At 71.3% G+C, this 11,595-nt stretch carries 15 protein-coding genes; 5 read left to right on the plus strand and 10 right to left on the minus strand.

What is annotated here, in order from left to right:
* The 4 genes from IE249_RS39240 to IE249_RS32830 form a co-directional block, all read right to left on the minus strand.
* Positions 1-295: cation transporter (locus tag IE249_RS39240; RefSeq protein WP_229859777.1), on the minus strand; the 295-nt coding region annotated here is incomplete at its 3' end.
* On the minus strand, positions 295-552 hold the full coding sequence (locus tag IE249_RS32820; protein ID WP_189710734.1) for a hypothetical protein: 258 nt from the start codon (positions 550-552) through the stop codon (positions 295-297). The genes IE249_RS32820 and IE249_RS39240, both read right to left, overlap by 1 nt.
* A 322-nt stretch (positions 553-874) precedes the next feature.
* Positions 875-1,501, minus strand: a complete 627-nt coding sequence (locus IE249_RS32825; protein WP_189710736.1) for a DJ-1/PfpI family protein — start codon at positions 1,499-1,501, stop codon at positions 875-877.
* A gap of 89 nt (positions 1,502-1,590) precedes the next feature.
* Positions 1,591-2,550, minus strand: a complete 960-nt coding sequence (locus tag IE249_RS32830; RefSeq protein ID WP_189710738.1) for a GlxA family transcriptional regulator — start codon at positions 2,548-2,550, stop codon at positions 1,591-1,593.
* Between the two features lie 250 nt (positions 2,551-2,800).
* Here IE249_RS32830 and IE249_RS32835 point away from each other — a divergent pair, with 250 nt between their 5' ends.
* Positions 2,801-3,040: a hypothetical protein gene (locus IE249_RS32835; RefSeq protein ID WP_189710740.1), complete on the plus strand. Its 240-nt coding sequence runs from the start codon at positions 2,801-2,803 to the stop codon at positions 3,038-3,040.
* A gap of 216 nt (positions 3,041-3,256) precedes the next feature.
* On the opposite strand, the gene IE249_RS32840 is transcribed toward IE249_RS32835, so the two are convergent.
* Positions 3,257-5,146 carry a helix-turn-helix domain-containing protein gene (locus IE249_RS32840; RefSeq protein ID WP_189710742.1) on the minus strand — a complete coding sequence of 630 codons (1,890 nt, stop codon included), beginning with the start codon at positions 5,144-5,146 and terminating at the stop codon, positions 3,257-3,259.
* 247 nt (positions 5,147-5,393) lie between these two features.
* Here IE249_RS32840 and IE249_RS32845 point away from each other — a divergent pair, with 247 nt between their 5' ends.
* The 3 genes from IE249_RS32845 to IE249_RS40215 all read left to right on the plus strand — a co-directional run bounded on the left by IE249_RS32845 (position 5,394) and on the right by IE249_RS40215 (position 6,763).
* On the plus strand, positions 5,394-5,894 hold the full coding sequence (locus IE249_RS32845; RefSeq protein ID WP_189710744.1) for an ATP-binding protein: 501 nt from the start codon (positions 5,394-5,396) through the stop codon (positions 5,892-5,894).
* A gap of 278 nt (positions 5,895-6,172) precedes the next feature.
* Positions 6,173-6,355, plus strand: coding sequence for a hypothetical protein (locus tag IE249_RS32850; RefSeq protein ID WP_189710746.1), 183 nt, complete (start codon positions 6,173-6,175; stop codon positions 6,353-6,355).
* Positions 6,356-6,406: 51 nt separating this feature from the next.
* The gene (locus tag IE249_RS40215) at positions 6,407-6,763 is read left to right on the plus strand and encodes an FAD-linked oxidase C-terminal domain-containing protein (RefSeq protein WP_189710748.1); all 357 of its coding nucleotides are present in this window, start codon (positions 6,407-6,409) and stop codon (positions 6,761-6,763) included.
* Here the strand turns inward: IE249_RS40215 and IE249_RS32860 are convergent.
* Positions 6,684-7,622, minus strand: coding sequence for a LysR family transcriptional regulator (locus tag IE249_RS32860; RefSeq protein ID WP_189710750.1), 939 nt, complete (start codon positions 7,620-7,622; stop codon positions 6,684-6,686). The genes IE249_RS40215 and IE249_RS32860 overlap by 80 nt on opposite strands.
* A gap of 140 nt (positions 7,623-7,762) precedes the next feature.
* Here IE249_RS32860 and IE249_RS32865 point away from each other — a divergent pair, with 140 nt between their 5' ends.
* Positions 7,763-8,551, plus strand: a complete 789-nt coding sequence (locus IE249_RS32865; protein WP_189710752.1) for a glycine betaine ABC transporter substrate-binding protein — start codon at positions 7,763-7,765, stop codon at positions 8,549-8,551.
* A 30-nt stretch (positions 8,552-8,581) separates the two neighbouring features.
* On the opposite strand, the gene IE249_RS32870 is transcribed toward IE249_RS32865, so the two are convergent.
* The 4 genes from IE249_RS32870 to IE249_RS32885 form a co-directional block, all read right to left on the minus strand.
* The gene (locus tag IE249_RS32870; protein ID WP_189710754.1) at positions 8,582-9,040 is read right to left on the minus strand and encodes an ATP-binding protein; all 459 of its coding nucleotides are present in this window, start codon (positions 9,038-9,040) and stop codon (positions 8,582-8,584) included.
* Positions 9,041-9,137: 97 nt separating this feature from the next.
* Positions 9,138-10,379, minus strand: coding sequence for an MFS transporter (locus IE249_RS32875; protein ID WP_189710756.1), 1,242 nt, complete (start codon positions 10,377-10,379; stop codon positions 9,138-9,140).
* 102 nt (positions 10,380-10,481) lie between these two features.
* A complete protein-coding gene (locus IE249_RS32880) occupies positions 10,482-11,387 on the minus strand; it encodes a sugar phosphate isomerase/epimerase family protein (RefSeq protein ID WP_189710758.1) in 906 nt (301 codons plus the stop codon).
* Positions 11,384-11,595 (minus strand): cupin domain-containing protein (locus IE249_RS32885; RefSeq protein ID WP_229859778.1); only part of this gene is annotated, 212 nt, incomplete at its 5' end. The genes IE249_RS32880 and IE249_RS32885, both read right to left, overlap by 4 nt.

An 11,595-nucleotide genomic window follows, 5' to 3' on the forward strand; every position in this document is an offset into this window, starting at 1 on the left:
GGCGTGCTTCCTCGGACTCGCCCGCGTCCGTGCCCTCACGCGTCCTTGACCGCTCGGGCGGTTCGGGCAGGGCCGCCGTGTAGCCGGCCTTCTCGACGGCGGCGACGAGTTCCTCCGGGACGATCCGCGGCGGGTGGCTCACCCGCGCCCGTCCCGTGGCCAGATTGACGGTTGCCGTGACCCCGTCCAGGTTGCCGAGTTTCTTCTCGACGCGCCTCACACAGGCCGCGCAGGTCATGCCGCCGACGGCCAGGTCGGTCGTCACCAGGTCGGCGGTCAACGGTTCCCCGCCCATCAGTGGCCGCCTCCGTGCATGTCCCCCATGTCGTCCGTGCCGCCACCCCCGCCGGTATCACCGGTACCCCGGCTGGTGCCGGTGCCGTGCAGGCCGGGCGCGACGGGCCCCGCGGCGGCACCGACGGCGTACGACACCGTGAACGTGAGCGCCAGCAGGAGCAGGAATCCGCACAGGGCGGGCGGAGGCACGAGCTTTCGCAGCGCCGCGCCCGCGCCCGCGCCCGCGCCAGAGGGAAGTTGCCGGGACTCGTTCATCAACCGCGTCTCCAGATCACGTCGTACGGAGTCGCTCTGATCGCGCCGTACCTCATCAACAGTCGGGGCCGCCGGAGCGTGAGTTCCCGAGCGACGTCGTCGTGCGCGTCACGTGAGGGAACCACTCCCGCCGAGGGTCGCGGCGGCGAAACGCTGCCCTGCCGACCGTGACCGCCGGCAGGGCACGTGAGCTGCTGCCCCCGGGAACCGGCGGGCCGCGCAGGCGCGGGGCAGCGGCAAGAGGGCGGAGGGGTCGCCGCGTTCCCGGAGCGCCGGGTGCCCCGCTTCACCTGAACCCCCGGCACCGCCGCCGGCGCCTGCGTCAGGAGGGGCGGTGCCGGCGGAATTTCTCGACGAGGGAGGCGGGCGCCTTCTGCGGTGAGCCCGCGTCGTAGGGCGGCTGCGGGTCGTACTCGGTCAGCAGCTGTACGGTCATGGCCTGTTCGTCGCCCGCGATCCGGCCGAGCAGGGTCAGGCCCATGTCGATGCCGGAGGACACCCCGGCGGCGGTGACGTACTTGCCGTCGAGGACCACGCGTTCGCCGGTGGGCTCGGCGCCGTACTGCTTCAGCAGTTCCAGGGTCAGCCAGTGGGTGGTCGCCCGGCGGCCGGTGAGGAGGCCGGCGGCGGCGAGCAGCAGCGAGCCGGTGCACACGGACGTGGTCCAGGTGCTCGTGGCGTCGGCCGTGCGCAGCCAGTCCAGCAGGGGCTCGTGCTCCATCAGCGCCCGCTGTCCGGGGCCGCCCGGGACGACCAGGATGTCGGGTGACGGTACGTCGGCCAGGGTCCGGTCGGCCAGGAGGGCGAGGTTACCGGTGTCGGTGCGGACGGGTCCGGTCCTCTCGGCGACGAACACCGTTTCCGAGTCGGGCAGCCGGCCCAGGGTCTCATACGGTCCGACGGCGTCGAGGGCGGTGAACTGATCGAAGAGGAGAATGGCGATCTGCATGGGTTTCCTTTCGGTGGATGTCGTCATTCGGTGGATGCCGTCATGCGGTGGATCCCGTCATGGCGGTCTGCCGGCCGGTGCCGGGGCGGTCATCCGGCCGGTGCCGGGCGGAACCTGCGCCGGTACTCGGCGGGGGACACGCCGAGGGTGCGGAGGAAGGCTCGGCGCATGGCCTCAGGGGTGCCGTAGCCGCTGGCGCGCACGACCTGTCCGATGCCCTCCGCGGTGTCCTCGAGCCGGGAGCGCGCGTGTTCGAGGCGTACCCGGTCGACATACCGGCCCGGGGTGGTACCGGTCTCCGCCTGGAAGGCGCGGGCGAAGTGGCGCGGGGACAGGGCCGCGCGGGCGGCCAGTGCCTCGACGCCGAGGTCGCCGTCCGGGTGTCCCTCGATCCACTCCTGGACGTCCCGGAGGGGTCCGCGGCGGGCGGTCCGGGCGACGAGCCGGGCACTGAACTGAGCCTGGTTGGCGGGCCTGCGCAGGAACACCACGAGGTACCGGGCCACGGCCAGTGCCGTCTCCCGGCCCAGGTCCTCCTCGACCAGTGCGAGGGCGAGGTCGATGCCCGCGGTGACACCGGCCGAGGTGGCCACGTTCCCGTCCCGGACGAAGATCGGGTCCGGGTCGACGCGGACGGCCGGGTGCTCCCGGGCCAGCTCGTTGCAGTACGCCCAGTGCGTCGTCACCCGGCGGCCGTCCAGCAGCCCGGCCCGGGCCAGCGGAATGGCGCCGGTGCACACGGAGACCAGGCGCCGGGCCCGCGGACCGTGCACGCGCAGCCACCGCAGCAGCCGCGGATCGGGGTTCCGGGCACCCTCCCCGCCGGGTACCAGCAGGGTGTCCGGCTCGGGCGCGTCCGCCAGCGGGCCGTCGGGTACGAGGCTCAGCCCGCTGTCGGTGCGTACGGGACCGCCGTCGAGGGAGACGGTGCGGACGCGGTAGGAGCCCGGGGTCCGCTTCTCGGCACCGGCGAAGACTTCCATGGGGCCGGTCGCGTCGAGGCTCTGGACACCGTCGAAGAGGACGAGGAGGAGGGTGCGCTGCGCCATGATCCGATTCTTCGCGGGGCCGGCGACGGCAGCAATGACGACTTTCCCACTTTTCCTGCCATGGGGGTGCTGGAGGCGGGACGCTATTCCGAATTTTTGTGGCGGCGGGGAAATATGGTTCTTGGACTCATTGAGCACTCGGCCTGGAGAGTGACGTCGAGGTCGCCCCGATGCGGGTGAACGCCAGGAGTTCCTGCGCGGGGTTGCCGAGCGCAATCCGGCACGTCGCGTCGGCAGCGTTGACGACCTGGTGCAGGCCGTTCTGTTCGCCATGGGCAACCCGTTCGTCACCGGCACCGTCCTGCACGTCGACGGAAGTCGGCGAAGCCCCAGCCCGCCGAGCACTGGCACCTCGGTGCGCGGGGCGATCGCGGCGACCAACGGTGCCGTCGGCGCGGCCTCGGCCTCGACGGCGACGACGAAAGGGCCGGCTGCCACCACCTCCGCCAGGGTGTCCCGGTCGATCTTCACTCCGCTGTGCAGCGGGTAGTCCTGGACCACCACTCCGGTGCCGCACGCCTGGTGCACCCGCCGCCGATGGTCCGCGAGCGCATGCCCGTCACCGGTGTTGGCCTGGACCATCACCCCCGCGCAACCGTGTCCGGGCACGGCGACGGCCTCTGCCGCCTGCTCCGCCGCGGGCCGGGTGGCCAGCGCCGTCACGCCCACCGCGACGGGCAGGCCGGCATCGGGCACTGCCCACAGTTCAGCGCCGCGAAATGTGACGCGCCACAGCAGTTGCGTCGCTGACGTCCTCGACCATCAAGGCGAGTTGGATCTCCACCCGGGCCGCCGGGTCCGCGAGGTCCACACCGAGCAGGCTCTCCAGTCGCGCCACCCGGTTGAGTACCGTGTTGGCGTGGACCAGCAGTTCGGCCGCCACCTCGCCGGTACGGCCGCCCAGCCGCAGGTAGGTGCGGAGCGTGCCGAGCAAGTCGGTGCCCCGCCGGCCGTCGTGCTCACGGACTGCGGCCAGCCGGGTCGATGCGAAGTCCAGCAGCGGACCCGGATCACTGCTGCGCAGCAGCAGGGTGTAGACGCCGAACTCGGCCAGATCGATCACCCGTCCGCCCGAGCCGGCCAGATCCGTCAGTCGCAGGGCGCCGCGCGCCACTTCGAACGCCGCCGGGTAGGCCGCTGGTTCTGCGCATGAGTCCGCGACCACCACGGTGGCCACGGCATCCGGCACGAGACGTGCCAGCTCCGCCCGCCACGATCCGGCCACCTCCCGCGGACCGCGCGCACTGGTCGAGGAGGTGGGCAGCAGCACGATCCCGATGTCCTGGCGCAGGCCGACCAGCGGCTTGGGGCGGATGCCGTCGACCGCCCGCAGCGCCGCGGAGACCATCCGGCGCCCGGACACCTCCCGCTGCTGCCGGCTGAGGGCGGTGCGCAGTGAGGCGACCAGCACGTGGTGGGGCCGGGACAGGTCGTGCCCGAGGTTTGCGGCCAGCGCCATCAGGTCGTCCGGCCGGTGGGCTCCCTCGCCCAGCAGCAGATCGGTCAGCACATCGCGCGACAGCCGCAGCTCGACCTCCAGTGCGGTGCGCCGCTTGAGCATCTCCATGGCAACCACCAGCGCGCCCCGTTCAACCGCGCGCCGTTCCAGGGGTCCCAGGCCCTGTGACGGTGCACTCACCCACAGCCGGCCCACCAGTTCGCTTCCGATCACCACCGGTCCCACCCAGAAGTCGTCCGGCTGGTCCGGACCGGGCTCCGCGTGGACCACGCTGACCTGCTTGCGCGCGTCGACGCCGTCCAGGACGGCGGCGACCGACGGGTCCTCGACGTCGGGCAGCGGGTGGGCCCGGCGGCCCAGGAAGTCGGCGTGCGCCAGGACGGCGCCCCCGGCCACCTCCTCGATCGTCACCGGGGCGCGCAACACCCTGGCCAGCCCGCGTACCACATCGTCCATCCCCTGCCCGGCCAGCACCACCCGCATGAGCTGGCGGTGCATCTGATCGGCGCGTTCGAGCACCTGCTGGTGCCGCTGGAGAGCCTGGTTGCTTTCCTCCAGCCGGGCCAGCACCTGCTTCTCGCGGCGGCGCAGCTCCGCGGCGTGGATGGCGACGGCCGCCTGCTCGGCCATCAGCTCCACCACGCTGCGCTCGGCGGGGGCGAACGTGCCGGCCCGGCTGCGGTAACAGGCCAGCACCCCCACGGCCTCCCCCTCGACCAGCATCGGGACGGTGAGCATGGACCGGTAGCCCTGCTGTACGGCGATGACCCGCCACGGCTGGAAGGACCCCTCCTGCTCCACCTCCGGTATCTCCACGGGGCGCCGCTCGCGGAAGGTCACGCTGGAGGGGCTGTCGAAGAAGCCTCCGGCCTCGGGCTGCAGGCGGATCGGACGGTCACTGTTGACGTGCTCGACGTACTCGGGGTTCAGCCCGTAGGAGCCGACGATGCGCAGCGTCTGGCCCCGGGGGTCGCACCACTGCACCGCGCAGAAGTCGTTGCCGGTGAACTCCGCGGTGCGCGCGGCGATGACATCGAACAGGCCGGTCTGATTGTCGGAGTTGACCAGGCGGATGATCTCTGCCACGGCGTCCGACCAGCGGCGCAACCGGTCGACGTCGGATTCGTGATCCGGCACAGCAGGCCTCCCGGTGTGGTGGATCACAGTGATCTGCCACAAAGCCTAGGCCGCCACCCCTGGGCGGGGCAGCCCTCCGAGTCCATCGTTTTACCTGAATGTCAGTGCTTTACCGCAAATGTAAGGGCTTGGCTCTCTCCTGCCGAGCCCGAGCGACCGGTCCGGGAGGGGGCCGCAGATACACCTCCCGGCCTCCGCCGCGGGCCGAATTCGCCGCCCACGCGTGTGCACCAGATGAGGAACTGCCGTGAACGCCCTGCCCCTGACCACCTCCCGTCCCGCCGCCTGCCCCACCGTGTTCAGCTGGCGGGTCCCGCTGCGCAGCGGGCCGGACGCCGCCGGCAGCGCCCGCCGGGCGGTCCAGCAGGCCGTCTCCTCCATGGAGCTGTCCACGGCCGGCGACGTCACGCAGGACGGCGTGGCGGACACTGTCGTGCTGGTCGTCTCGGAACTGGTGACCAATGCCTGGCGCCACGGCGGCGGCGGGAGGGAGCTGCGGCTGTGCTGGGACGGCTGGTGGCTGACGGTCGAGGTCGACGACCGCAGCCCCGTGCAGCCCTCCCCCCGCCCCGAGGCCGACCGGGGCGAGCGCGGGGGATACGGCCTGGGCCTGGTGGACGCCCTGGCGGATTCCTGGGGCTGCGTGCCGGGCCCGCACGGCAAAACCGTCTACGCCGGCTTCCACACGTCACCTCGTCGAGCCGACCCGGACCTGGGCAGCGCGCGGAGTCTGCCGGCCGTTCCGTGACCGGCGATGTGGCGGGACACAGCGGCACAGCGGAAAGAGCAGAGGCGCCCACGTAGGACGCGGACGCCGCTGCTGCCATGGTTTCGGCTTGGGAAGCGGGCGCATTACGTACTGCGTGAGGGGCGCATTGCACGTACCGCGTGAGGAGGGCGACGTGACCACGGCACAGGAGCCAGCCGATGCGGCGGTCCGGCCCCTGCTGGACTGCCGCGGGCTCACCAAACGATCCAACGGGTGACCATGGTCGACGGAGTAGAGGGACGCACCGCCTCGACGAGGTGTTCCGGATCTCGGACCGTGTCTCGGTGCCGCGCGACGGCAGACTGGTCTGGAACGGCCCGACCGCCGCGACGGACCCCGAAGAGCACCTCGAACTGCCCGGCCCGTTCCGTACCCCCACCCCCTGCCCGGCCCATCTGCTGCTGGGGTGCGCGGCGCAACGCGATCCGGCCGACGACTGATCGAGGCCCTCGAGCTCAGCCCCGATCTGCTGGACTCGGCCATCGCCACCGATGAGCCCTCCCGCCGGGCCCTGTGGGCATACCGGGAGGGCCACACCGACACCGTCAACGCCGAAGGGGTCCCGGCGGGGTGGCACCATCTCGGCGGAACACGGCATCGGTGCGGCGAAGACCGGTTGGCTGAACCTCACCAGGAGCGCGGTCGACATCGACCTGGCGTCGAACACCGAACACGCCTGGGATCCGCAGGGTCTGCTGAATCCGGGGGTACTGATCCCCGGCATCACAGGGGTCAGCCGCGCCACCGGGCCGCGGGGTGAGGACTCGGTCATGGGCGGCGGGGAGCACGCCCGGCGGCACGCAGACGTCTGGCGACGTGCCCGGGCATCAGCAGTCCGGGCTCCGTGAGGGCCTCCAGGAAGGAGGAGGTGACCGGGTCCGGGCTGGTGCGGGTGTATCCGGTCAACTGCCGGCGCACAGGCGGCTCGGGACGCAGGAGGGCGCCGGCGAAATGCGGCGGGACGGTGTTGGCGGGCACCAGTGTGGGTCCCAGTCCGGCCGCCGCGTACCCGATGGCCGACGCAGCCTGTTCGGTGCGCACTGCTGCCCTGGGCACAAAGCCGGCCGCGGCGCAGGCCCCTTCGAGGATGTCGGACAGGCCGCTGTCGGGGGTGAACAGCACCCACTCCCGCTCGGCGAGGTCGGCCAACCGGACCTGCGGTGCGCGGCCCGAGAGCGCCGCGGGATCGTCGGACCGCGTGACGACCAGGAACTCCTCGGTGCCGACGGGCCGCGCGGTGCCCTCCCAGCCCTCGGGCAGCGGGCCCACGGCTACATCGGCCTGACCGGCGGTCATGGCCTGCGCCATCGTGTCATCCCGGCGGTGTTCGAAGAGCCGGATGCGCACCCCCGGGTGCTTTTGGCGCCAGCGTCCCAGGACCGTGGGCAGGACGCCCGAGCTGACCGAGTACAGCGTGGCGATGTGCAACTCGCCGGTGAAGGCGCCGACGGCACGGCGGGCAGAGACGGTGGCTCTGCCCGCCTCGGCCAGCGCCGCCCGGGCGTGGGGCAGCATCGAGCGGCCGGCCGGGGTGAGCCGCACACCGCGCGGCAGCCGTTCCAGCAGCGGGCCACCGACCTCCCGTTCCAGTGCCTGGAACTGGTGCGAGAGTCCGGGCTGGGTGACGTTGAGGGCTTCTGCGGCGCGGGTGAAGGAGCCCTCGTCCACGATGGCCACCAGGTATTCCAGCTGTCGCAGTGTCACCATGCGCTCAGCATATGGAAAGGATGCTGGACAGTACTTGGACTTATGGCGATGGGCGGGAGCACGCTACATCCGTAGCCGAGGAACCAACGCCCGGAGGGCCGGAAACCCCAAACGCCCGGTGGGCTGTTCAAGGAGTTGCCATGTCCTTCTCACCTACTGGGCCGACCCTCACCGTGGGCACCATTGCCTTGTCGTTCCACCGTGGCGTCGCCGCCATCACCAGACGCGTTCTTGAGTCCTACGGGCACCGGGTGAACAGCGTCGAGGCGCCGCACCAGCAGCTGTTCCATCTCCAGGACGAGGGGCGCCTCGACATCCTGGTCTCCGCGTGGCTGCCTTCCAGCCATGGCACGTACCTGTCCCCTTACCGGGACCGGGTCCGGGTCCTGGCGCCGCAATACCGGCCGTATTGCATATGGGCGGTGCCGTCCTATGTACCCGAGGAACAGGTCGGGGAGGTCGCCGACCTGATGCGGCCGGAGGTGGCCATGCGGATGTCGAAGGTCATCGACGGCATCAACCCGGGTGCCGGCATCAGCCGGTTCTCCGCCCGGATGGTGCGCGAGTACGGCCTGGACGAGCTCGGTTACACCTTCGCTCCGGGCACCGAACCGGGCTTCTTCGCCCGGGTGGAGCGCGGGATCGCCGCCCGCGAGTGGTTCGTCGTCCCGCTGTGGCGGCCGCAGTACCTCAATCGCGTGTACGGCCTGCGCCCCCTGCACGAGCCCAAGGGCCTGCTGGGCACGGTGGACGACGCGAGCCCGGTCATCCGACGCGACGCGCTGGACCTCGTGCACCCCGAGGCGGTCACCCGGCTGGAAACCCTGCGCCTGGGCAACGAGGGTGTCGAGCAGATCGACGCTCTGATCAACGTGGACGGCCTCACCCCGCTGCAGGCCGCCGACCGGTTCCTTCTCTCGCGCGCCTAGGCCAGGGCACGGGCACGCGCACGGCACGGTTCAGGCGCGCGCAGCAAAGGCGCACCGCGCCCAGACTGTCTTGCCGCCCGGGCGGCAGTACGTTCCCCAGGCCTCGGCGAGGGAGTCGACGAGAGGGAGGCCGTAACCCCCCTGCGCGCCCCGCCGGTCGGGCGCGAGAACAGCGGGCCAGGCGCTGCCGCTGTCGTCGACTTCCACGGTGAGCGTGCGGCCGTCCCAGATGAGGCGCATTTCCTGGGCGCCTCCCGCGTGCCGCCAGGCGTTGGTGACGAGTTCGGTGGCGACGAGGGCCGCGGTGTCGGAGGTGTCGCGGCCCCCGCTGTCGGCAGATACACCCACGCCGAGGCAGTGGGTCATCTGGTGGACGGCGGCGCGGGCGCGGCGGCCGGGGACCGGATGGCCTTCCAGGTCGATGTGCTGTGAAAGGGGCGGATGCGCGTACGCACGGCAAGGCCGTCGGGGCGGCGAGGTCGCAGTCATGAGGGGCACCATGGGGGTGGGAGGGCAAGTGCTGCGGCAGCGGGTGCCCTGCCTGCTCAAAGCGCGCAGGGGCAGGGCACCGGCCGGCGGGCGGGGGTCAGGCGGGGTGGGTGTGGACCGTAAGGGTTTCGACGGTTGCCGCGCCCGTTCTGCGGTCGCGCAGCCATATGGCGGTGAAGGCCAGGACACACAGGGCGGGCAGGACGCTGACCGTCGCGAAGGCGTAGGCCGCACCGTGAGCGTCGATCATGTGTCCCATCCAGGGAAGGGTGATGGCGGTGGCGAGCATGCCTCCCGATCCCATGAGGGCCAGGACGAAGGAGCCGCCCCTGGGACAGCGTTCAGCGACAGCGCCGAGCATGGTGGGCCAGTAGCGGCCGATACCGGCCGCGAAGACGGCCGCGGCCGCGTACGAGCCCACAGCGCTGTGGGCGTGGGCGAGCAGTTGGAGTCCGGCGGCGGCGAGCACCGACGACACGGCCAGGACGGCGATCGGGCTGGCATTGCCCAGCAAGCGGCTGCCGAGGGTACGAGCGGCGAACATGATGCCGTTGACGAACGTCAGGACGAGGATCCCGGAGGCGCCCGCGAGCTGCCCGAGGGTGTCGGGAATCCACTGGTTGGGGCCCAGCTCGGTGGAGGCGGTAAGGAACATGCAGGCCAGCAGGATCAGGAAGATGGGCCGGGTCGCGGTGCGGAACATCTCCCGGCTGCTCACCGCGGCAGCGACTCGTTCGGTGGGAGGGAAGCGCAGCGGGAGCAGGACCACGCCGTAGAGCAGGACCGAAACGACGATCGCGGCGAGTTTCATGCGCCAGTCCAGGCCCGCCCGGGTGAATCCGTAGCCGACGAGTCCGCCGGCGATCAGACCGCCGGCGAACCATGCGTGGAATGCGTTCAGGCGCCGGGTCTTGTTCCGTGGGTAGAGGGAAGCGACCAGGGGGTTGGCCGCGGCTTCGATCAGCCCGTTGCCCAGGCCGACCACGAGCGTCCCGGTGAACAGGAGGCCGAAGCCGGGGGCGATGATCGTCAGGGCCAGTCCGGCAAGCTGGGCGACGAAGGCGAGGGTGAGTATTTTCCTGGCGCCCAGGGCGTCCACCAGGAGGCCGCCGCCGAGGATGGCGCCGACGTAGCCGTAGAAGGCCGCTCCGGCGATGAGGCCGAGCTGATAGTGGTTGAGGGAGAAGTGCTGTCCCAGCGCGCCCATGATGTCGCCGCGTACGGAGAACGTCATGCCAGTGGCGGCGAGGGCGATGCAGCTTCCGACGAACAGCCGTCGTGTGTCGAAGGGAACGGTCGTGGTCGCCGCGGATCTGCGGAAGCGACTGAGCGCGGTCATGGCGGGCTCCATGTCGAGGAGTGAGGGATGAGCGGAGGATGCGGAGGATGCGGGGATCCGCCGGGGCGCGGAAGGGGAAGCCGCACCCCGGCGGAAGTCTGTTCAGACGGCCGTGTCCACCTGGGCGAGGTGATGGCGCAGGACGTCGGCCGACTGAGCGGTGTAAGCCTCGTAGAGGTCCTCGGGGAGCACGCCGGAGGCGTGGTCGCGCAGCCACTTGATCATGCCCTGGCTGAGGGATCCGTCAGCGGCGTCGGCGATCTGCCTCTGGGACAGGGGGGTGCGGTCCAAAGCGGGCATGAACTCCACCGACAGATGGCCCCTGTAGCCCGCCGCGTTCAGTTCGCGCAGCAGCGCCGTCCAGTCGATCGCCCCCGACCCGGGCGGCAGCCGGTTGTTCTCGGCGACATGGAAGTTCACCAGCCTGCCCGCGCAGGCGCGGATGGCGGCCCGCCAGTCGGCTTCCTCGATGTTCATGTGGAAGATGTCCAGACAGATCCCGCACGTCTCGCCCACTTCGTCGGCCAGGCGCAGGGCCTGGTCGGCCCGGTTGATGAGATACGTCTCGTAACGGGTCAGCGGCTCGATGGCGAGCCGGATGCCGTGGTCGTCGGCGTATTTCTGGGCCTCTCGCAGGGCGGCGACATACCAGTCCCACTCCAGCTGCGCGTCGGCCATCGGCACCAGCTTGCCGACCGTGCAGGGCACCGTGACGAAGGTCCCGCCCAGGGCTGCGACGAAGTCGATGGTCTCGACCAGGTAGGCCAGGCTGCCCTGCCGGATGAACGGATCCTCGTGGACCAGGTCGCGGCCGCCCATGAACAGCGCAAGGCCGCCGGCGCAGGCGATACCGTGCTCCTCCAGCAGTCGGGCGGTCTGGGCGAGATCGGTGCCGCGGGGGTCGGCGGAGATCTCGATGGCGTCGTACCCGCACCGCGCGAGCCGCGCAACGGTGACCTCCAGCGGCTCCGGGCGCATCCAGTTGTGCATGGACAGGCGCATGGTCATGACGCATCTCCTGGCGTGATAAGGGTCGGGGCGGACTGCGATGCGGTGCCGAGCAGTTCGACGGTGACGAACCGGAGCGTGGTGTCGCCGTCGTTGTACAGATCGTGCACGACCGGCGCCGCGTCGCTGTAGGCGAAGAACTGTGTGTCACCGACGGCGTAGGAACGGCGTTGCCGCCGCCACTCGCTCCCGGTGTGCTGCCACTGCA

This window comes from Streptomyces anandii JCM 4720 (genome assembly GCF_014650655.1).
GTDB lineage: Bacteria > Actinomycetota > Actinomycetes > Streptomycetales > Streptomycetaceae > Streptomyces > Streptomyces anandii.